Source organism: Streptosporangium amethystogenes (assembly GCF_000721075.1).
In the GTDB taxonomy this organism is placed as follows: domain Bacteria; phylum Actinomycetota; class Actinomycetes; order Streptosporangiales; family Streptosporangiaceae; genus Streptosporangium; species Streptosporangium amethystogenes.
Genome location: NZ_JOEQ01000042.1, coordinates 1 through 21203 on the forward strand (window position 1 = coordinate 1; position 21203 = coordinate 21203).

The following is a 21203-nucleotide window of genomic DNA, read 5'->3' on the forward strand; positions in this document are numbered from 1 at the left end:
GGCTATCCACAGCCGAAACCCCGGCTTCTACGAAACCTTCGTCAGCGCAGGTCAGACGGTACTTCGTTGGAAATTTCTTCATTGCTACCGGAACCCCGACTCCGCCGCCGGGTGGAGTCGGGGACCCGGCGTTCGCGCTTTCTCCGGTCGTGGTCACGGCAGCGGGGGGAGCGGTGGTTCTCCGCTCGGTGCCCCGTCGCACCGGTGAACTTGGCGTCGTCGGTCAGCAGCGGCATGCCCAGCAATTGGGCGAGGGCCACGTACATGCCGTCGAAGGCGGTGAGACTGTCGCGCAGTTCCAGCACCCGCGGCTGCAGAGGCCGCATCGGATGCCGGACGATCCGCAACTGGGCGTAGCGCTCCAGCATGATCCGGCCCCGCGCCTCGGAGATCCGCACCTCCGGCTTACTGATGATCACATGACCGCGCACCGCCGAGGCGATCTACATGTCGATCAGTACCGGAGCGTGCACCTTCCCTCTCTGTCAGACTCTCGCGACACACCAAATCGGAAGCGTGGACGGGATGGCACCCCGCGTCAGAAAGGCGTCGGCCTTGATCGGAAGAGGCGGAAGACGGCTTCTTGAAATCGGCGGTCGGCTCTCTTTCTGACAGCTGTGAATGACCAGTCGGGAGAAGGGGGTGGCGGCTCACCGGGAGATCGACCAACGGACAGGACCGCCGAGACGCGTGCCGGACCGCACGGTCGCCCGTGACCCTGCTCGCCGCACCGCGCCACGACACCCTCCTGGCCGGCTGATTCGTCTCCAGTGCCTCCTCACCACCTGTTCCCATACTCGGTCACCACCGAAAGTGAGCCAGAGCCGAAAACCGTACAGTCCCCCGCCGCGCAGCTACTCCCGAGCCGCCAAACGCACCCGACAAAGCAACTACAGAGAACACCGCCCCTCCAACAAGGGCATCCGGCACACAGGGCCACCCACCGTCGCGCTCCTGCCCGGTAACCCCGGGCCAGAGAGTGATCGTTAGCTGAACGATATTGGACCCGGCGAGATCGGGGTCTGCGCTCAATTAAGTATCTTTAGTTCAGCTTGAGTTCTGCTAGAGGAGGCTTCGGCTACCAGTAGAAGATGAATAATTTTCCAGAGTGGGATGGTCAACCCAGGGTTGACCAAAGGGTAAGTGAAGCGGCGCTGCGTCTCGCCGCCACCACCGATCGCATTGGCGTTCGACATGTATGGCAATACTTGTGCCGTAACTGGCCTTATCTTTTACTGTTCTTTTTTATTGCCGTTCCAATGTATTGGATAGCGGCGGCACTAACGATACGCTCTAAACTCTACTCCCCCTTCGAGGGTATGCCGTCTTCTGGTCAAGTCAGTATCTTTCAGACCTTCATCGGCGGCGGCCTTGCTACGGCAGCCACCCTGTTTGGCGCCCTTTTGACACGGTCGCATAACAGGCGCGAGCATCGGCGTCTTCAACTCCAGGCCGTTCTCGAAAGTTTGAAATCACTCCCAGAAAAGGAAATCAAAGGTCGAATGTCAGGAGTTTTTCCGGCAATGGTAATGCTTGGCCAGCAAAATGTGGCTCTTCGTGCACTTGATGAGGCCGTTACCAAGGATTTCCTGAGCATGGACACGGTCGTCTGGGTAATCGATGAAATCCTTAACAGTGGATACAAGTTAAGCCGTTTTGGCGGTGACAGTGACTTCATCGACACGGGAGTAGCCGATGAGGCGGCATCGCTACTTCACAAGTATGCAGAGAACGGGCTCCTCACACAAATACAGCCTCCCGAGGTGTGGTTCCCCAGTTACTTCTTTAAGGGGAACTGGAACAGGACTATGACGTTTTACTCCAAAGACTTTACGCTGCGCGCATCGGCGCACACACTCTTGTCGCGAGAATGGGAATGGTGGCGTGAGGCCGTCGACGGCCAACTACCAAATTTTCCGACCAGGACCTGGATAGAATGCGCTAAGCGGGATTTCGAGCCAACCATCCGTTCGGCTGCAGCCATCCTACTCGATGCATTGATCACATGCTTTCCAGAGGCGCCTGGAGCCACAAAAGAGAAGGTCCAGCTTCGAAATGCGGCGGAGAAGGTCATAGCGAAGAGGAAGAGAAGGCTTGCGGACGTGCCACACGAATATCATGATCTGGTGAATAAGATTCGATACGAATGGAAATAACAGCAAGCCGATCTGTGTGATCACCTTTCGTATGTAGATTTGCTCCACGTTACATCAGTCCGTCTTCGAACCACAATCAAAAGCTGACCACATTGCCAGGTTTCGCGTTGTTACGCTCGCCCGCGCAGCCGACTTCCGGGAAGCCACATCTCGCCACAATACAAGAACACTTCAATAATTATTTTGTTCGAAATCCACACACTTGGCTATTTTATCTATTTTCTTCTCCAACTTCTTCGCTTTGATGGGTTGCCACACCCGGAAGGATAACAGGCGCATCAGCATTGCGAACAATACCACCAACGTCACCAATGTCGGCCACTTCCACCAGTCGTGAACAATCCAGACTACCCATGTAATGACTATGAGTGACAAACCTGCGACTATCTCCCTGGTTAGGGCTCGGCCTTCCCTCACCAGCCGATCGGCCTGCTTGCGTAGTTGCTCCTCATTCTGGCTCTTCGAAGACCCCTCAATCTGATCAGAATTCTTGTTTTCTATCCAAATAATGCGGATCATCTGAGGTAACATGCATAATGACTTCCCATTGCTCAACTATGCTAGACAAGAATCTTTATGCTCAACTAGCAAATTTTTCTTCTTTTAGGCAAGTCATTAGATCTTGGTAGCCGCTACCGAGCCTGAAAACTGGGCGGCGCAGCCGGTGTGCACGACGTACAGGATGGCGCCCAGCGCTGAGAATGCCGGGGGGCCGGCCGGTCCTCGATGTGCGATGCACCGCCCCGCTCGACCGGCAGCAGCAACCACCGGGCCGCGAACCTGGCCGTCGCCTTGTCCGCCCAGTACGACGGACTTGGCCACGTCCTCTACCTGCCGGGCATCAGCGGGTCGGCCAGCAGGTGCGTGATCGGGCACCTCATCCGCTATCTCGTCGGCCTGCGGCTTCCCGCCCCCGGTGCCGTCTCCCCCTGGAGAGCCCGGTGCCGTCTCCCCCTGGAGAGCCCGGTGCTGTCTCCCCCTGGAGAGCCCGGTGCCGTCTGCCCCACGGAGAGTAGGAGCCAAGACGACGGCCAGCCCCCCGCATCGCTCACGCGCGACGCGGGGGAGCCTGTGCGGCTTACTCGGGGTCGTAGGCGAGGTTGGGCCTCAGCCAGCGTTCGACCTCGGCGAGGTCCATGCCCCGGCGCTTGGCGTAGTCCTCGACCTGGTCGCGGCCGAGGCGCCCCACGGTGAAGTAGCGCGACGACTCGTGGGCGAAAATCAGCCCGCTCACGCTCGCGGCCGGGGTCATCGCGAAGGACTCGGTCAGGCCCATCCCGAGCTTGTCGGAGCCGAGCAGCTCGAACAGTTCCCGCTTCTCGCTGTGGTCGGGGCTCGCGGGGTAGCCGAGCGCGGGGCGGATGCCGCGGAAGCGCTCGGCGTGCAGGTCCTCGATGCGGGGGTCGGCGTCCGGCTCGAACCAGCCGCGCCGCGCCTGCAGGTGGATGTGCTCGGCGAACGCCTCGGCCAGGCGGTCGGCGAGGGCCTTCACCATGATCGAACGGTAGTCGTCGTTCTGGGCCTCGTAGCGGGCCGCGAGTTCCTCGGCGCCGTGGATCGCCACGGCGAACCCGCCGAGGTGGTCTCCGGCCGGGGCGATGTAGTCCGCCAGGCACCGGTTGGGCCGGCCGTCGGGCTTGGCCGTCTGCTGGCGCAGCATCGGCAGCCGAAGACCGTCCTCGAGCACGATGTCGTCGCCCTCGGAGTGGGCCGGCCAGTACGCGTAGGCGCCCTTGGCCTGGAAGCTCCCCTCAGCGATGATCTGGTCGAGCATGGTGTTGGCGTCGTCGAAGAGCTCGCGGGCCACCGGCTGGTCGAGGATCGCCGGATACTTGCCCTTCAGCTCCCAGGCCAGGAAGAGGAACTGCCAGTCGATCATCGCCCGGAGGGTCTCCAGGTCCGGCTCCACGAGGCGGACGCCGGTGAAGGCGGGGACCGGCAGGTCCTCGAAGGAGACCCGCTCGGGGTTGGCGCGGGCCTGGTCGACGGTGAGCAGCGGGGTGCGCTGCTTGTTCGCGTACTGCTCGCGCAGGCGCTCCTGGTCGGCGCGGTTGCTCACGGCCAGCGCCTCGGCCCGGTCGGCGTCCAGCAGGTCGGAGACCACGCCGACGACGCGGGAGGCGTCGAGCACGTGGACCGTGGGGTTGTCGTAGGCGGGGGCGATGCGGACCGCGGTGTGCTGGCGCGACGTGGTGGCGCCGCCGACCAGCAGGGGCAGCTTCAGCCCCCGGCGCTGCATCTCCGCGGCGACGGTGACCATCTCGTCCAGCGACGGGGTGATCAGCCCGGAGAGCCCGATGACGTCGGCGCCCTCGGCGACCGCGGTGTCCAGGATGACCGAGGCGGGAACCATCACCCCGAGGTCGACGACCTCATAGTTGTTGCAGCCCAGGACGACGCCCACGATGTTCTTGCCGATGTCGTGCACGTCGCCCTTGACGGTGGCGAGCACCACCTTGCCCTGGCCGCGGCCGGTGTCGATGCGCCCCTCCAGCCGCGCCTGCTCCTTCTCGGCCTCCATGTAGGGCTCCAGGTAGGCGACCGAGCGCTTCATCACCCGCGCGCTCTTGACCACCTGCGGCAGGAACATCTTCCCCGACCCGAACAGATCGCCCACGACCTTCATCCCGTCCATGAGCGGCCCCTCGATCACCTCCAGGGGGCGTGCCTTCTGCTGCCGGGCCTCCTCGGTGTCGGCCTCGATGAAGTCGACGATGCCGTGCACGAGGGCGTACGACAGGCGCTCCTCCACCGGGGCGTCGCGCCAGGCCAGGTCCACGACGCGGCGCGTGCCGGAGCCGCTCACCGTCTCGGCGAAGGTGACGAGCCGGTCGGTGGCGTCGTCACGCCGGTCGAAGATCACGTCCTCGACGAGTTCCAGCAGGTCGGCGGGGATGTCCTGGTAGACCGCGAGCTGCCCGGCGTTGACGATGCCCATGTCCAGCCCGGCGCGCACCGCGTGCAGCAGGAACGCCGAGTGCATCGCCTCGCGCACGATGTCGTTGCCGCGGAAGGAGAACGACAGGTTGGAGATGCCTCCGCTGGTCCGCACCCCCGGGCAGCGCTGCTTGATCAGCGGCAGCGCCTCGATGAACGCCTTCGCGTAGCCGTTGTGCTCGCTGATGCCGGTGGCGACCGCGAGCACGTTGGGGTCGAACACGATGTCCTCGGCGGCGAACCCGGCCTTCTGCGTCAGCAGGTCGTAGGCGCGGGCGCAGATCGACACCTTGCGCTCGACGGTGTCGGCCTGTCCCTGCTCGTCGAAGGCCATGACCACCACGCCGGCACCGTAGTCCCGGATGATCCGCGCCTGCTCCAGGAACGGCTCCTCGCCCTCCTTGAGGCTGATCGAGTTGACGACGCCCTTGCCCTGCACGCACTTGAGCCCGGCCTCCAGCACGCTCCAGCGCGAACTGTCGATCATGACCGGGATGCGGGCGACCTCGGGCTCGGTCGCGATCAGGTTCAGGAAGGTGGTCATCGCCCGCACGCTGTCGAGCAGGTCGGCGTCCATGTTGACGTCGAGCAGGTTGGCCCCGCCTCGTACCTGTTCCAGCGCGACGTCGACGGCGCCCTGGTGGTCGTCCGCCTCGATCAGGCGCCGGAAGCGCGCCGAGCCGGTGACATTGGTGCGCTCCCCGATCATGACGAACCCGGTGTCCGGGCCGATCTCGAAGGGCTCCAGGCCGCTGAACCGGGTGCGGGCCTCCGGTGCCGGGATCTGGCGGGGCGGGAGGCCGGACACGGCGGCCGCGACCCGCTCGATGTGCCCCGGCGAGGTCCCACAGCACCCGCCGACGACGTTGACCATGCCCGCCCTGGCGAACTCGTCGAGCAGCGCCGCCGTCTCCTCCGGGGTCTCGTCGTAGCCGCCGAACGCGTTGGGCAGGCCCGCGTTGGGGTGGCAGGCGACGTAGGTGCCGGCCAGGCGCGACAGCTCGGCGACGTGCGGGCGCGCCTCCTTGGCGCCCAGCGCGCAGTTCACACCGACCACGAGCGGCTCGGCGTGCCGGATCGCGCTCCAGAACGCCTCGACGGTCTGCCCCGACAGCGTGCGCCCGCTCAGGTCGACGATCGTCACCGAGATCCACAGCGGCAGGTGCGGGGCGACCTCGCGGGCGGCGGCGACCGCGGCCTTCGCGTTGAGCGTGTCGAAGATCGTCTCGATCAGCAGCAGGTCGACCCCGCCCTCGGCCAGCGCCTGGATCTGCTCGGCGTAGGCGGCGCGGACCTCGTCGAAGGTCACCGCCCGGTAGGCCGGGTCCTCGACGCGCGGGGAGAGCGAGAGCGTGACGTTCAGCGGACCGATCGAGCCGGCCACGAAACGCCCGCCCGCCTCGTCCGCGGCCTGGCGGGCCAGCTGGGCGCCCCGCAGGTTCATCTCCCGCACCCATGGCTCCAGCCCGTAATCGGCCTGGCCGATGCTGGTCGCGGTGAAGGTGTTGGTGGTGGTGATGTCCGCGCCCGCCGCGAGGTACTGGCGGTGGATGTCCAGGATGACGTCGGGGCGGGTCAGGTTCAGCAGGTCCGGGTCACCGGTCAGGTCACGCGGGTGCTCTCCGAACCGCTCGCCGCGGTAGTCGGCCGGGGTGAGCGAGGCGCCCTGCAGCATCGTGCCCCAGGCTCCGTCGAGCACCGCGATCCGCCGCTCCAGCATCTCCCGCAGTGCCCGTACCCGGTCGCCCGCTCCCGGCACGCCGTTCCCGTGCTCGTCGCTGTGCCTCGAAGAATCGTTCATCAGACCACCTCCCGTTGTGGGAGGCGCCCTTGGTTGAAGATCGCGGCCGAGCGTGGCGGGCCTGAACCCGTTGCAGCGCCTCTCGACCTGAAGATCGAGGGTACCGAAAAAGAAATGAGACACCAAGGCCGATCCTCAGCCGGTGCGGAAACGGCTGATCCGGTCGACGTACGGGGCGCGGAGGAGTTCGTGGTGTTCGCCGGGGATCTCGTGGACGGTCAGGTCGGAGACGGTCTGGCGCCAGCCCGCCTCCTGGACGGCGCGCAGCGCGGGCGGGTGCGACTCACTGACCAGCAGGGTGACCCGGCCGTGGAACCAGCCGGCCCGGTAGCCGGCCAGGCCGCGCAGGCTGTCGCGCCAGAGCCGCAGCAGCTCCGGCCCGTACGCCTCGTGGTAGGCGGCCACCTGGGAGGACGTCATGCCGATCCCGGGCGTACCTGGCGGCCATCTCCGGCAGGGAACCGGCTTTCATCCCCGACTCCAGCGCCTGCACCGCGTAGACCGGCCGGTACGCGGCGAGCCTGGCCGCCAGTCCCGCGTAGCAGCGCGCGGAGCCGCCGAGAGGATGGAAGCAGTAGAGCGGATCACCGGCGGACGAGGAGACGGTCAACGGAGTGATCACGGGGAGCGGTGCGGCGGGAGCGCGCTCGGGAAGGGCGGCCGAGACGAGGGTGGCCAGGCCGCTGACCGTGGCGTTGGCCAGGAACCTGCGGAGCTTGACCTTCACACCCAGCCGCTGCTCCACGCTGGCCATCAGCCGTACCGCGCCGAGGGAGTCGATCCCCCTGGCGAACAGGTCCTCGTCCGCGCCGACGTCGTCGGAGCCGATCCCGAGCAGCCCGGCGATCAGGTCGGCGATCTGCCCCTCGACGGCGGTGCGCGCCCGGCGCGGGGCGGGCTCCTTCTCCGTGTCCCACGCGGCGTTCACCTCCGCCAGCGCGGATCGGTCCACCTTGCCGTTGCGGTTGAGCGGGATCGCGGGCAGCGGCACGAAGACCGAGGGCACCATGTACTCGGGCAGGCTCCTGGCGAGACCCGCGCGCATCTCGGCCGCCGTCGCGGTGCCGACGACGTAGGCGACGAGCCTTCGCCCCATGCCTTACCTCCGATGTGGTCGTTGAGAAGCTCGTCCAGCAGGGCGTCCAGCCGCGCCGCCATCGGGTCACGGGTATCGGTCTCGCCGTTGGTCTCACTGGCCGGCCGGTCGTCCAGCTGGGCGCTCACCCGCCCGGCCAGCTCGGTGACGGTGGGACCGTCGAGGAAGGCCGGGGCCGGCAGCCGCACCCCGAGCCGGGCCTCCAGGAGGTTGCGTAGTTCGACGGCCATCAGCGAGTCCAGTCCCAGCCGGGTCAGCGACGTCTTCGGGTCGATCGCGGCCGGTGAGGTGCGCAGCACCCCCGCCACCCACTCGGTCAGCGCCCGCTCCAGTTCCTGGGGGGTCGTGATGCTCAGCCGACCGGCCCCGGTGTGGCCGGCCGCCAGTCCGGCGAAGATCGACCAGTGCTCGTGTCCGGGGTTGTTCGCGAACCAGGTGGGAGCGTCCAGCGGGACGACCGCCACCTGGGCCGGCAGCTCGGCGAGCAGCCCGGCCAGGATCCGCAGGCCCGACGCGGTGTCGATGGAACCCATGCCCCGGTCGGCCAGCCTGCCCGCCCGGTCCGGCCGGGCGGCGAGCCCGACCTGTGACCAGACGCCCCATTCGACGCTGGTGGCGGGCAGGCCCTGGCTTCTCCGCCAGTGCGCGAAACCGTCCAGGAAGGCGTTGGCCGCCGCGTAACCGGCCTGGCCGCCGGAGCCGAGCAGCCCGGCCGCCGAGGAGAACAGCACGAACAGTTCCACCGGGTCATCGCAGGTCAGCCGGTGCAGGTTGCGGGTGCTGGCCACCTTGGGGCGCAGCACCTCGGCCACCTTGTCGAGGTCGGCGGCGGCGATGGTGCGGTCGCGCAGCACCCCGGCGGCGTGCAGGACACCGCCACTGCCGCACTCTTCACCCTGCCTGTGGCCGTCGTTCAGGGTACGATCACCGCAGCCTCGTCAGTCGCCCACGTCACTGGCGACAGCACATGGACCTGATGATTCAGCGGAAATTCCCGATAAAGTAGCCAGTCGCGCCCTGATTTGCCGGTAATCCTCGGAATCGGTATCGGTGCAACAATCCAGGGCGTGATTCAGCGCGTCGGAGGCGGCGGCCTCGTCCCCTTTGAGGATGAACACCTCTCCCAGCGCGGACAGTGCCCTGAACTGCCACAGCCGGGTATCCAGCTCGGTGGATATCTCGAAGGTCTCAAGCAGATAGGCCACCGCCTCGTCGAACCGGCCGCGCCGGGCGTGCAACTGGCCGAAGGCCAGGTGGATCCGCACCTCCACGAAGCGCTCACGCACCCCCTGGGCGATGGCCAGTGCCTCGTCGAGGCTCTCCACGGCGGCCTCCAGCCGGTTCTGGCGGACCTGTATCTCCCCCAGCCCACACAGGATGTACGGCCTGCCCGATGTCGTCCTGCCGCTCCCTGACCAGGGTCAGCGCGGCCCGGGAGGTCGCCTCCGCCTCCCCCAGCCGATCCTGGCGCAGCAGTGTCTCCCCCAGCCTGTTGAGTATCTGCGCCTGACCCCGCTCACTGCCCAGCTGCCGGAAGACCTCCAGGGCCTGTCTCAGCAGGGGTGCGGCGAGCTCCACTCTCCCCTGGTCAACGTGGACCTGGGCGATGCCGCCGAGCACGTGGGCCTCGGCGAAGATCCCCTTCGCGGTGAGGAACCCGTCGAGCGCCGTGTCGAAGCGGCCCGCGAGCCGGTCCAGCAGCGAGATGTTGCGCAGCGCCAGCGCCATCCCGTACGAGTCCTCAAGCCGCTCGAACAGCTCACGCGCCGCCCACAGGCACTCGCCCGCCCGCTCCGGCACCTGCTGGAAGAGATGCATGCTTCCCGTCGAGCAGAGAACGGCCGCCTCACCGCGCAGATCACCGGCCCGGCGAGCGGCGGCGAGGGCCGTCTCATGGGTGGTGCGCCAGTCGTCGAAGTGGCTCCTGGCCTCGAACAGGGTGGTGGCGGTGACAGCGAGGTCCCAGCACAGCTCGGACGCGCCGAGGTGGGCGGCCTGGGAGATGGCGGCGACCAGCGCGCCGCGTTCGGCGTCCAGCCAGTCGAGTGGCCGCTCCAGGAGCTCGTCCGCGTCGGCCGGCCGCCACCGGGGCACCGCGCCGTGCAGCTGGGTGAAGGCCCCGCCGTACTCTCGCTGGTGTGCCTCCTCGGCCAGCACGAGCCAGCAGCTCAGGGCGCGGGTCACGGCGGCGAGCCGGTCCTCGGGCGGCTCCTCCTCATCGGCCCGCTCCCTGGCATACAGCCGGACCAGGTCGTGGAAGCGGTAGCGGATCTGGTCGGCGCCGTCGGGTCCGAGCACCTCGACGAGCTGGGCGTCCACCAGCTGGTCGATCAGGTCCTCGGCGTCGAGACCGTCGATGTCGAGCAACGCCGCGCCCGCCCAGGAGGCGAAGTCGGGCGCCTCAAGCAGCCCCAGCCTGCGGAACATCAGCGCCGCCTCGGGGTTCAGGTCGCGGTAGCTGAGGGCGAAGCTGGCCCGTACGGTCAGCTGGCCGTAACTCAGCTCGTCCAACCGGCGCCGTTCGTCGGCGAGACGCTTGGCCAGTCGGGCCGAGGTCCAGTACGAACGGGTGGTGAGGCGGGCGCCCACGATCCGCAGTGCCAGTGGCAGCCCGTCACACAGCTCGCCGAGCAGCGCGGCGGCCTTGGGGTCCTCGTCCATGACCACGGAGTCGGCGACCCCGGCGAGCAGCACGGCGGAGTCCGCCGCGCCCAGCACCTCCAGATGGATCACGCTGGCGCCCTCCCTGGCGGCCAGATCGCCCAGCGGGTCCCTGCTGGTCACGATCACACAGCAGGTGCCGGAGCCGGGCAGCAGCGGCCTGACCTGGTCGATGACCCGGGCGTTGTCCAGCAGCAGCACCTGGCGCCTGCCGATGACGGTGCGCAGCAGGCCGGCACGCTCGTCCAGGTCCTCGGGGATACGCTCGCCGGCGATGCCGAAGGCCCGCAGGAAGCGGTCCATGACCGCGCCGGGCGTCAACGGCTGGGCGTTGAGGTCGTAGCCGCGCAGGTTCACGAAGAGCTGGCCGTCGGGGAATCGGGAGGCGACCCGGTGTGCCCAGTGCACGGCGAGCCCCGACTTGCCGACCCCGCCCACTCCGGTGATGAGCGCGACGGTGAGCAGCCCCTGGCCGATCCGTTTGTCCAGCAGGGCGTCCAACTCGGCGATCTCGGTGGTCCTGCCGACGAAGTAGGGCGCGTCCGCGGGCAGCTGCGCGGGCACCACCCCGTGCTCGACCGGGGCCGCCGCGACGGGTTCCGCGGGCACGGGCTCCGGTCCGGCGGCGGCCTCGGAGGCGGGCACGCTCACCCGGACGGATGCCGAGGTCAGCTCGGGGGCGTCGCGCAGGATGGCGTCGTGCAGGGCCTGCAGCTCGGTGCCCGGCTCGATGCCGAGCTCCTCGACGAGTTGCATCCGCCCGATCCGGTAGGTGTCGAGCGCCTCCGCCCGGCGCCCGCACCGGTATCTGGCCAGCATCAGCTGGGCGCGCAGCCGCTCGCGCAGGGGGTTGGCGTCGACGAAGACGGCGAGGTCGTCGATCAACTCCCGGTGCCGGCCGAGGGCGAGCTCCACTTGGACGCGTTCCTCGGTCAGTGTCAGCTGGCGGTCGTCCAGCCGTCGCGCCTCGGACTCGACGAACGCGCTCTCGATGCCCGCCAGGACCGGGCCGCGCCACAGGCCGCACGCCTCGGCGAAACACGGCGCCACTTGCGGGATTGTTGGAGATTACCGCGACCGGACATCCGTATTCACGCCGAACGACGCAACCGGAAACCACGAGCGGCACTGGAAGAACACGGAGAGGCACGGCAGACCCGGGCGACACCGGCGCCTCCTCGGAACTCCGCCCTCCGACGCGAAGTGGTCACGCGGCAGGGCGACCCACCCCTGAGGCAGAAGTTCTTTGACGCGCTCCCCGGCCTGAAGGCCGGAGCACTGACCCGCATTCCGGCAGCAGCCCGTGTCCGCCCCTCCTGCCGGAGTCCCCGGCCGCCGCTGACCGTCCGCCCTGGTCACGGCCTGGGAGACTCCGGCCCGTGTCATCCGGTCGGGTTCAGGCGGAGCCGGCCTTGAGGCACTTCTTGAGCGCGTCCCTGGAGCTCTGGTGCAGTGGCGTGACCTTCGAAAGCGCCGCGTCGCGCGCCTGCAGGTACTTGGCCCCGGCCGCGTTGTACGCCTCCATCGCCTTCGCGTTGGCGGGATCCGCCTCCGGCGCGCCTGCCCCGAGCGGTTTCGGAGGCGTCTGCTGAGCGAGCTTGTCCACGTCCGCGGCGGCGCCGGCCTTCACCAGGGCGTCACGGGCCGCCTTGACCTCCGGGACGGTCTCGACGCCCGCGATGGCGTCCTCGGCGTCCAGCAGCGCGAGATGCTCCTGGGTACACCCGGCCGGGGTGGGAACGACCGCGACGTCAGTGGCGGCGGTGGCGACGCCGGCGGTGGCCAGGGTGGCAAGAATGCCGACGGTAACGAGCCCCGTCGCGGCGATACGGATGTGCATGGGTACTCCCTTTGGTGCTGAGGGTTGATCTGCACGTGACCTCATGCACCGCGATGACCGTGAGTAATCGTCGGGATACCTCAAGTTCACCCCAAGGATCGTGAGCACCGCGCACTCCCGCGCCCCTCCCCGGGACATTGGATCGGATTTGGGGGTGAACGATCTCCCGGATCGCATCGCCCCAGGTCACCGATCCGGTCCCCTGTGCCGCGCACCGGTCCGCAGCCGAAACCCCGGAGCGAGGGCACAGACAGCGCCACAAGTCCCAGTCAGAGGCTGCGGGCGACGATGTCGCCGTAGGCGGTGGTCGCGTGGATGTCGAGCTGGGCGGCGGCGCCCTCGGTGTTCTTGAGCGCGTTGTGGATCCGGCCACAGGGGGTGCCGGCGTTCAGGGAGGCCGAGACTCCGGCGGCGGCGGCGACCGACACCTCACCGACCTCGGTGCGCAGCACGACCGTGCCGCGCACGGCCTCGGCGATACAGATGTCGCCCTTTCCGGTGCTGATCTCCGCGGAGCCGTTGAGGCGGCCGACCAAGACGTCACCGGCGACGGCGGTGAGACGGACGCTCGCGGCCTCGTCGAGCTTGATCGAGCCGTGCGCGCCCTCGAAGGCGACGTCGCCGAACCGTCCGACGGCCCGGAATTCGGCGCTGGCCGCCTTCGCCTCGATACGGGAACCGACGGGCAGCTGAACCGTCACCTCGATGGATCCTGAGGGGCCGAGGAACTGGTTCTTCGCCGAGGCCTCGATCCGCAGGACTCCGTCGCCGTATTCGACCTTGGTCTGCTCCGCCACCTTCACGTCGCGGCCCTTCGAGGCGTCCGCGGGCAGGATCTCGACCGTGGTGTCGGCCCGGTCGGCGGCGATGAACCGGACGCGCCCCGCGGGGATGTCGAGGACGGCGGAAATCGGGGCGGGGGTGTCGAACTTCTGCATCGTGCTCTCCTGCGCTCGTTGTTTCTGACATTGGAAACGCTACGTTGCATTCCAATATCTAGCAACAGTCCCGTTGCACTAAATTACCATCCATGCAGGTGAGAGCCGAAAAATCGTTGCGATGGCTTTGAAGGTAATGCAACAACAACCCCTCATTGCGTTGCAATGGATTGAGAGCGAACGCTATAGTGGAGGCATCGAGGAACACGAAGGAGATCGCGATGCCGGGAGGCAGACTCACCCAGCAGGAACGCCAGCAGATCGCGCTGGGGCTGGCCGACGGCCTCGCCTACGCCGAGATCGCCAGACGTCTCGACCGCCCCACCTCGACGATCACACGTGAGGTGATGCGGAACGGCGGCCCCACCGCCTACCGCGCCGACCTGGCCCACCGCGCCACCGAACGCCGCACCCACCGCCGCAGGCAGGCCGCACCCCAGGGATCGGAGGCGCCCCCGCAGCCCCACGGACGTGATGCCGAGACCGTGCGCGACTACGAGGAGACGCTCACCACCGTCCTCATGCAAGCGGGCACGCCCAAGATGATGGCCCGGGTGCTGTGCTGCCTCTACACCACCGACGCCGGCAGCCTCACCACATCCGAACTCGTCCAGCGCCTCCGGGTCAGCCCGGCGTCCATCTCCAAGGCGATCACGTACCTTGAGAGCCAGGGCCTCGTCCGCCGGGAACGCGACGAACGCCGCCGCGAGCGCTACGTCGTCGACGACGACGTCTGGTACCAGTCGATGATGGCCAGCGCTCGCGGCACCGCCCAACTCGGCGAGATCGCACGGCAGGGCGTCGGCGTCCTCGGTGCCGGCACCCCGGCCGCCACCCGCCTGGAGAACATCGCCCGCTTCGTCGACTTCGTCTCCGAGAGCATCGCCCGCTCCGCCGAGCAGGCCCGCGAGATCCTCCACACCAAACCCGAAGTGACCTCGGGCGGCACCGTCAAGCCAAATTCGGATCGCGGATAGACAGCCGTCTCGACGGTCGCAGCCATGGGACGAAGCCGGCCGTGTTCCCGGTCCGGGGTTACCCGGCGAGTGGAGGGCCTACAAGTACGCGCCCGAGATCAAGGCCGGCGTCGACGGTCAAGCCGTCGACGCTCCCGCCACGGCTCGAACCAGCCCCGGCCGAGGACCCGACCAGCCGAGTGGCGACTCACCGTGGCCACAGCAGTTCCAGGCCGGACGAATCACTACGGCCACTTCGGTCCTCCTCGCGGGCCGTACCGCTTTCCGAGACTCACCGCTCGACCGCCCCACCGGCGAGAACGTCACAGATGACGTCCGGTGGCAGCTCCCTTGCCAACAGGCCGCCCACGTCCGAGACGGAGAGAGCATGCGCGCGCCCACCCGATCAGGCGGTGGCCCCGCCATCGACGACGAGGTCGTGGCCGACGGCGAAACCCGCCTCGTCACAGGCCAGCCAGAGCACGGTGGCGGCGACCTCGTCGAGCGTGCCGACCCGTCCGAGGGGGATCGACGGCGTGATCCGGGCGTCGCGCTCCTCGCGGGTCTCACCGGGCCGGTAGGACATCGGCCCGTCGGAGGCGCCGGGGCTGACGGCGTTGATACGAATGCCGTCGCCGATGTGGTCGCGAGCGGCGGCACGGGTCAGGGTGCTCACACCGGCCTTGGAGGTGGCATAGGAGCCCAGCAGCGTGAAGGCCGGACCGGTACGCGTTACGGAGCCGATCGGAAGGGCAGGCATGACACCTCATTATTTGACCAATCGTTCTATTATTTGAGCAGCGAAAACCGACCTCACCGACGAGCGAGTCGCGGATCAGGTGAGAACGGACAGGGCCTGCTCCGCGGTGTCACGCAACCGGGCAGGGTCGTTCGAACCCTTGCCTATGACGCGCATGCCCTGCATCAGGGTCAACAGGAAGCGGGCCAGCGCCCGCGGATTCCTCTCCGCCGCCAACTCGCCCTGCGCGCGGGCCCTGGCCAGCGCCGAGGTCAGGGTCGCCTCGACGAAGTCCCAGCTCGCCTCGACCCGCCGGGCCAGCGTCTGGTCGTGCGGCGCCAACTCCACGGCGGTGTTCACCACCAGGCAGCCACGCCGAAGCTCGTCCCGCGCGGCCTCCTCCGCATAGCGTTCGACCAGCGCCCGCACGGCGGGCAGCACGGGGCCGGGCTGGGAGAGCAGGCCGACGAAGTCGATGCCGTTCTCCAGGTAGCGGTCGTACGCCTTCAGGTAAAGCTCTCGCTTGCCACCGAACGTCGCATAAAGGCTCGCCCTGCCGATCCCCAGATGCTCGACCAGGTCTGCCATCGAGGTCGCCTCGTAGCCCTTTTCCCAGAAGAGCTCCATGGCCCGCTGCAGCACCGCGTCCGGATCGAACTCCTTGGTTCTCGCCATGACCGAGAACGTACACTTTATTAGAACGATCAGTCAATTTTGGGTGGCATGACCGGGCAACCTTCGCGCCCCCCAGGCGTTCGAGTCCGATCAGGGCAGGCCGTTCCTGCTCTTGTAGTCGTTCCAGACCCGTACGCAGTAGGCGTAGCGCCAGTCGCCGACGGGCAGGTGGCGGCAGGCGTAGGCGGCGCTGATACCGGCGGCACTCCCGCCCCCGGCGCTCGGCTCCGGCGGTCTGCTCCTGGACGCCGAGGGCGAAGGCGACCTGGTGGTGGCACCCGTCCTGGCCGTACGGGGCTGCGACCGGGCCTTCCGCACCCCGGAGCGCGACCGTCCCGATGCGGCGCTCCCGGCGCTCCCTCGGGTGCCTCCTGCGGCATCGCCCGCTCCCTGACCGGTACTTCCGGTCACCGGTGCGGTGTTCCCAGCCTTTCCCGACCCGGCGCCGGTCCGCGCGGAGCCTCGCCCCTCCCCGCTCTCGCGGCGCCGCTCCACCCGCTTGACCCATCCGTTGCCGGACCTTCCGGCAGGGCCGGCAAGGGTCCGCTCCGCCGGCATGACCCGCGCCGGGGCGCGGCGCGGCGCCTTCCGCCGCCCGGCCGCCCTCCCCTTGCCCGCCGAGGTCCCCCGCTCTCCCACAGAGACCTTCGCCCCTGCTCCCACCCCGGCCGCCGCCGGGGCTCGCGGTGGTGTGAACACCGTGTCGTGATCCGCGAGGAGGCGCCCCGCGGGAGGCGCGGGCACCGTGCTCGCGGTGGGCGTCCCGGCCCACGGGGACCAACCGGACGACCAGACGCCGACCCCTGCGGCGACGAGGAATCCGGCGATCAGCGCGGGTCCCAGGAGTTGGTCGCGCGAGAGCCTCGACCACGGCCGCCGCCAGGGGCTGGGCGGCGGGGGCATGGAGAACGGCCTGCTGTCGAGGTACGTCCAGGAGCGGTGGGCCGGCGATCTGGCGACGTCGTCACCTACCTCCTCGTTCCTCCTGTGCCGCGCGGCCCGGTGGGGTGCCGGCCGTCCATCAGGCTCGGGGAGGGTCGCGGGCCCGGCGGAGCGGGGTGGATCACCCGATGGCCGGAGCCACGAGTCGCTGTAGGGCATGCGCCCTCGCGGTCTGGTGTTGAGGCCGTGGCCGTGAGTCCGATCGTGCTCACCGTACATCTCGCCTCCCGTATCGCGTCCGACCTCCCCCAGCCTGGCAAAAATCACACACTGTATGCGGCCCATGACAGTACGGTCTTACCGATCTGTTATCAGCAGCAGGCCGCAAAGATAAAGAAATGCGCTGAAAGACCGGCCTCGCCGGTAAAGACAAGAACCGCCCATGCTTCAGCAGAACCCGGACTCGGCGGCCGGAGACCCGTACCCGGACGATCGAGGCTCCAGGTGACACGGCACCGGCACCCTTGCCTCCTCTGCCCCTGAAGGGGGGTGGGTCGTCATAAATGACGACCCACCCCCCTTTACAATGTAGATTTTCGAAGCCCCCGGCCATTCCCCCCGAGCGGTCGCTCAGGGGCCGGTCCAGCCTGCTTCCAGCAGGTCGAAGACGGCGTCGAGGGCGTACCGGGGGTCGGGCTCGCCTGCGGCGAGGTCGGGGATCTCCAGGACATAGCGAGCCAGCGCGCGAACGGTCATGTCGTCGGGATCGCGGCCGGACTCGGCTGCGACGGCCTCGGCCAGGGCGTCCTGGCTGCGGTTCCAGAGCCTGCGCTGGTAGCCGCGGAGCGCGGGGGTGCTCATGACCAGTTCGGTGCGGCGCCCGAGCCGCGGGGAGGGGTCGGCGACGAAGGGGCCCCGGGTGGACAGGAACTCGCGCAGCGCCCGCAGGATGGACCGCCCTTCGGGCCGGTCACGGACCGCGGCGACGATGCCGTCGCAACGCTCGCTCCCGTCATCGAAGATCAGACTCTCCTTCCCGTCGGGGAAGTAGGCGAAGACGGTGGCGATGGCGGTGTCGGCCTCTTCGGCGATCTGGGCGATCGTCACGTTGTCGTAGCCGTGCCGCAGGAACAACCCGAGCGCGGCATCACTCAACGCCTGCCGGGTCTGGGCCTTTCTGCGCTCGCGGCGCCCCATGGTCTGCACGCCGTCCAGGCTACCCAACTCCAGAACGATACAAAATATGAACTGATTCTAAATTCAGCATCATTCTGGGTATAGTCAGAGCAGCAGCCCGCAGAGCCACCACAAAGTGACCATGCTGCTACATTTCGTGATGATTAATGCGCACAGGAGGACATCATGGCTACAGCAATCGTCAACGCGCGCGTCTTCGACGGGGAGCGGATGCTGGGTGAGCCGACCGTCGTGGTCGACGGGGGGATCATCAGCTCGGTCGGGGAACAGGCCCCCGCGGGAGCCGACACGGTCGACGCGCGCGGCGCCACGCTGCTACCGGGCCTGATCGACGCTCACGTGCACACCGGCGAGCAGGCACTGGCGCTGGCGTTGCGGTTCGGGGTGACGACCGAGTTGGAGATGCAGGGCACCAACACCGGGAACAACCGGGCACACATCACCGACAACGACGCGATGGCCGATGTCCGCTCGTCGGGCATGGGTATCACTCCGCCCGGCGGACATCCCAGCGAGCTGTTCCCCAAGGATTTCGCCCCTCGTGAGCACAGCGAGAAGGCCGGAGGCCGGAAGCCCGGAGGCGGGCCGCCGCTGATGCCGTTCTCGACCACCCCCGAGGAGGCCGTCGCCTTCATCCCGCGGTTGGTCGCAGGCGGCTCGGACTACATCAAGTTCATGATCGACGACGGTTCCGTCGAGGGCCACCCCGGCCTGCCCATGCTCGACCAGGCCACCCTGAACGCCGGAGTCGCCGAGGCGCACCGGCACGGCATGCTGACCGTCGCGCACGCGCTCACCGTGGACGCGACCAGGATGGCGGTCGAAGCGGGCATCGACGGCCTGGCACACCTGTTCATGGACCGGCCGCACACCGACGAGATCATCGACCTCATCGCTCAGGCAGGGATGTTCGTCGTCCCGTGCGTGGTGCTGAACGCCTCCATGATGGGCATCACCGGTGCCGAGTTCGCCGCCGACCCGCGAGTGTCCTCCCGCCTGGACCAGGCGTGGCTGGAGACGTTGCGCTCCAGCTTCGACCACTACCCCCAGGGCGACATCGATGACGTCCTGGCCTCGGTCAAGGCCCTGCACAACGCGGGTGTGGACATTCTGACCGGCACCGACGTGTCGATACCGATGCCGTTCCTGGGCGGTCTCGCGCACGGGGCCAGCGTTCACCACGAACTGCGGTACCTCGTCCAGGCCGGCCTCACCCCCACCGAGGCGCTGCGCTCGGCCACCGCCACCACCGCGCGCCGGTTCGGTCTCGACGACCGCGGCCGCATCGCACCGGGACTCCGCGCCGACCTGCTCCTGGTCGACGGCGACCCCACCGTCACCATCACCGACACGCTCAACACCCGCGCCGTCTGGCGCCGCGGCACCCGCCTGGCCGCCCCGCGACCGGCCCTGCAGGCGGCCGGGTGAAGTGCCTGCGCCCCTTCACACGCCGCCGCCCCGAACCGTAGGAACTCCGTACCGCGAAGCAGCGGTTCGTCCCGGGGCCGATCACCGGCTCCGCCTTCCGCGTCCGCGCGGGCCGACCCGACTGCGATGCCGCGAACGACGGCTGACGGGGTCTGCCTCACCAACAGGTCGGGCGGCGCATCAGCGCTTGTAGGCGATCCCGCCGTACATGAGCCGCTGGCCCACGGTCAGCTTCGCCGGGACCGGCCCGTCGGGCCGCCACAGGGGCAGCGCGACGACACCGGGTTCGAGCAGCTCGAACCCGTCGAAGAACGCGGTGATCTCCTCCGGCGTGCGAAACCGGCCGGTGCCGAGCAGCGCGAGGAACTTCTGCTCGGCGTCACGGGAGTCCTGGCTGGAGGCGCAGAAATGGGTGATGAAGAGGTAGCTGCCCGACGGGACCGCCGCCATGTACGCCTCGACGATCCCCCGGGGGTCGTCGTCGTCGTGCAGATGGTGCAGGACCCCGACCATCATCACGCCCACCGGCCGGTCGAGGTCGATGAGCCGCTTGACCGCCGGATCGGCGAGGATCGCCTCGGTGTCACGCAGGTCGGAGGTGACCACCGCCGTACGGTCGTTCTCCGCCAGCAGCGCCCGGCCGTGGGCCAGCACCATCGGGTCGTTGTCGACGTAGACGACCCGCGCCTCGGGATTCGCCCCCTGGGCGACCTGATGGGTGTTCTCCACCGTCGGCAGCCCCGAGCCGAGGTCGACGAACTGGGTGATGCCCCGCTCCGCCAGGAACCGCACCCCCCGGCCGAGAATCTCCCGGTTGTAGGTCGCCACGTCGTAGATCTCGGGAACGATCTTCACGATCTCCGCGACGAAGGCCCGGTCGACCTCGAAGTTGTCCTTGCCGTTGAGGACGACGTCGTAGGCCCTGGCGATGCTGGGCCTGGTCGTGTCGATGCCGTCGTCCCGCTCATCCCTCTTGTCGGTCACTTGAGGTCCTTCCTCGCGATCTCCGGGCGATGCGAGTGATCATAAGACCAGAAGCCCCACCAAAGCGGCTTTTCCCATGACCAGAGCCACGTATCCGGACATCCCCAATGCGAGCGGCCGAGCCCACCGAAATTTGCCACGAGAGCCTGGGGCTGACATACGGAAGACGGTGGTGCGTCGTAGGCTACTGGTCGTGATCAGGGCTGTGGTGTTCGACGTCGGCGAGTGCCCGGTGGACGAGACGCGTGAATGCGGCACATGGGCTGAGTTGTCCACCTCCGGCTAGGGGGCCTTTCTTCCACTCAGCGGCGGAGGCGCGTGTGCCAGGGGTGGGTGCCGTGTTCGGTCGCCAGAGCCTCGTCCAGCCACGCCTTTTGCGCGTCGTCGAGCCGGGGCAGGGCCTCGTCGAAGTCGAGTTCGTCCTTGGGACGCGGCGACTTGGCCTTGTACAAGAGCTGGATCTCCGGCGCGATCCGCGAGAAACCGTCGTCGGCGACCGTGAACGACGCCAGCGGACGGCGAATCCTCGGATCTCGCCGGTACACCCAGTCCTGCCCGTCGGCCTCGTCGAGCATCAGCTGGATCCGCCACGGACCGTCTGTGTCCTCGCGGACCCAGACGTCATGGACACCCGGCGGGAGGATCTCGTCCTGTGGCCAGTGGCGCAGCGTGCCCGGCGGGTCGGCGGCCCAGCAGTCCCACCCCGCGAGCAACCGGCGCGCCGTGGCCTGGTCCCGGCGGAGGATTCCGACGTCGATGTCCACGTGCTCGCGGTAGGCGCGGCCGACCTCCAGCTCGATCGCGTATCCTCCGCCGATCCACCAGGACGTCTCCAGCCCGCCGAACAGCTCGACGACCTCGGCCAATGGAGCCGGCTCCCATATTCCCCACGGTGTCTGCGTACGCGGCATGT

18 protein-coding genes, 1 pseudogene and 1 riboswitch are annotated in these 21203 nt (G+C 68.2%); of the genes and pseudogenes, 3 read left to right on the top strand and 16 right to left on the bottom strand.

The features are described 5' to 3' along the window. Nucleotides 1–41 precede the first annotated feature (41 nt). A complete protein-coding gene (locus IG98_RS47785; RefSeq protein WP_051753465.1) occupies nucleotides 42–419 on the bottom strand; it encodes a type II toxin-antitoxin system VapC family toxin in 378 nt (125 codons plus the stop codon). Between the two features lie 672 nt (nucleotides 420–1091). Between IG98_RS47785 and IG98_RS51375 the strand changes: the two genes are divergently transcribed. Continuing rightward, complete coding sequence (locus IG98_RS51375) at nucleotides 1092–2156, top strand: hypothetical protein (protein ID WP_157594759.1); 1065 nt, start codon at nucleotides 1092–1094, stop codon at nucleotides 2154–2156. A 171-nt stretch (nucleotides 2157–2327) separates the two neighbouring features. Here the strand turns inward: IG98_RS51375 and IG98_RS51380 are convergent, their stop codons facing one another. The 9 genes and pseudogenes from IG98_RS51380 to IG98_RS0138010 form a co-directional block, all read right to left on the bottom strand. After that, the gene (locus IG98_RS51380) at nucleotides 2328–2675 is read right to left on the bottom strand and encodes a hypothetical protein (protein WP_157594760.1); all 348 of its coding nucleotides are present in this window, start codon (nucleotides 2673–2675) and stop codon (nucleotides 2328–2330) included. A 559-nt stretch (nucleotides 2676–3234) separates the two neighbouring features. Next, on the bottom strand, nucleotides 3235–6894 hold the full coding sequence (metH, locus tag IG98_RS0137980; protein WP_084195955.1) for a methionine synthase: 3660 nt from the start codon (nucleotides 6892–6894) through the stop codon (nucleotides 3235–3237). A gap of 14 nt (nucleotides 6895–6908) precedes the next feature. Then, nucleotides 6909–6984: riboswitch (S-adenosyl-L-homocysteine riboswitch) on the bottom strand. A gap of 45 nt (nucleotides 6985–7029) precedes the next feature. Beyond that, the gene (locus IG98_RS55000) at nucleotides 7030–7299 is read right to left on the bottom strand and encodes a hypothetical protein (protein WP_030924017.1); all 270 of its coding nucleotides are present in this window, start codon (nucleotides 7297–7299) and stop codon (nucleotides 7030–7032) included. A gap of 34 nt (nucleotides 7300–7333) precedes the next feature. Next, nucleotides 7334–7927 (bottom strand): annotated as a pseudogene (locus tag IG98_RS54495) (phosphopantetheine-binding protein); the annotation flags it as partial. Beyond that, nucleotides 7819–8907, bottom strand: a complete 1089-nt coding sequence (locus tag IG98_RS54500; protein ID WP_342666880.1) for a beta-ketoacyl reductase — start codon at nucleotides 8905–8907, stop codon at nucleotides 7819–7821. The gene IG98_RS54500 and the pseudogene IG98_RS54495, both read right to left, overlap by 109 nt. Before the next feature lie 21 nt (nucleotides 8908–8928). Then, nucleotides 8929–9315 (bottom strand): tetratricopeptide repeat protein, encoded by a 387-nt coding sequence (locus IG98_RS47790; protein WP_051753466.1) that lies wholly within the window; start codon nucleotides 9313–9315, stop codon nucleotides 8929–8931. Further along, entirely contained in the window at nucleotides 9269–11701 is a 2433-nt protein-coding gene (locus IG98_RS45825; protein WP_051753467.1) for an ATP-binding protein, read from the bottom strand. Before IG98_RS45825 ends, IG98_RS47790 begins: the two co-directional genes overlap by 47 nt. Nucleotides 11702–12047: 346 nt before the next feature. Then, the gene (locus IG98_RS0138005; protein ID WP_030924026.1) at nucleotides 12048–12491 is read right to left on the bottom strand and encodes a hypothetical protein; all 444 of its coding nucleotides are present in this window, start codon (nucleotides 12489–12491) and stop codon (nucleotides 12048–12050) included. 269 nt (nucleotides 12492–12760) lie between these two features. Continuing rightward, complete coding sequence (locus tag IG98_RS0138010) at nucleotides 12761–13429, bottom strand: DUF4097 family beta strand repeat-containing protein (protein ID WP_030924030.1); 669 nt, start codon at nucleotides 13427–13429, stop codon at nucleotides 12761–12763. Between the two features lie 221 nt (nucleotides 13430–13650). Here IG98_RS0138010 and IG98_RS0138015 point away from each other — a divergent pair, with 221 nt between their 5' ends. Beyond that, nucleotides 13651–14406, top strand: coding sequence for a helix-turn-helix domain-containing protein (locus tag IG98_RS0138015; protein ID WP_030924031.1), 756 nt, complete (start codon nucleotides 13651–13653; stop codon nucleotides 14404–14406). Between the two features lie 385 nt (nucleotides 14407–14791). Here IG98_RS0138015 and IG98_RS0138020 read toward each other — a convergent pair whose 3' ends face one another. The 4 genes from IG98_RS0138020 to IG98_RS0138035 all read right to left on the bottom strand — a co-directional run bounded on the left by IG98_RS0138020 (nucleotide 14792) and on the right by IG98_RS0138035 (nucleotide 17905). After that, nucleotides 14792–15145: an SDR family NAD(P)-dependent oxidoreductase gene (locus IG98_RS0138020; protein WP_245651892.1), complete on the bottom strand. Its 354-nt coding sequence runs from the start codon at nucleotides 15143–15145 to the stop codon at nucleotides 14792–14794. Nucleotides 15146–15220: 75 nt separating this feature from the next. Further along, the gene (locus IG98_RS0138025) at nucleotides 15221–15799 is read right to left on the bottom strand and encodes a TetR/AcrR family transcriptional regulator (protein ID WP_030924037.1); all 579 of its coding nucleotides are present in this window, start codon (nucleotides 15797–15799) and stop codon (nucleotides 15221–15223) included. A gap of 90 nt (nucleotides 15800–15889) precedes the next feature. Continuing rightward, on the bottom strand, nucleotides 15890–16960 hold the full coding sequence (locus IG98_RS51385) for a hypothetical protein (RefSeq protein WP_157594761.1): 1071 nt from the start codon (nucleotides 16958–16960) through the stop codon (nucleotides 15890–15892). A gap of 351 nt (nucleotides 16961–17311) precedes the next feature. Further along, a complete protein-coding gene (locus IG98_RS0138035) occupies nucleotides 17312–17905 on the bottom strand; it encodes a TetR/AcrR family transcriptional regulator (RefSeq protein WP_245651893.1) in 594 nt (197 codons plus the stop codon). A 138-nt stretch (nucleotides 17906–18043) separates the two neighbouring features. Here IG98_RS0138035 and IG98_RS0138040 point away from each other — a divergent pair, with 138 nt between their 5' ends. After that, nucleotides 18044–19306: an amidohydrolase family protein gene (locus IG98_RS0138040; protein WP_030924047.1), complete on the top strand. Its 1263-nt coding sequence runs from the start codon at nucleotides 18044–18046 to the stop codon at nucleotides 19304–19306. 180 nt (nucleotides 19307–19486) lie between these two features. Here IG98_RS0138040 and IG98_RS0138045 read toward each other — a convergent pair whose 3' ends face one another. Both IG98_RS0138045 and IG98_RS0138050 read right to left on the bottom strand, forming a co-directional pair. Further along, the gene (locus IG98_RS0138045; protein WP_030924049.1) at nucleotides 19487–20290 is read right to left on the bottom strand and encodes an SAM-dependent methyltransferase; all 804 of its coding nucleotides are present in this window, start codon (nucleotides 20288–20290) and stop codon (nucleotides 19487–19489) included. 302 nt (nucleotides 20291–20592) lie between these two features. Next, nucleotides 20593–21201, bottom strand: coding sequence for a nucleotidyltransferase domain-containing protein (locus IG98_RS0138050; RefSeq protein ID WP_030924052.1), 609 nt, complete (start codon nucleotides 21199–21201; stop codon nucleotides 20593–20595). Nucleotides 21202–21203: the final 2 nt, after the last annotated feature.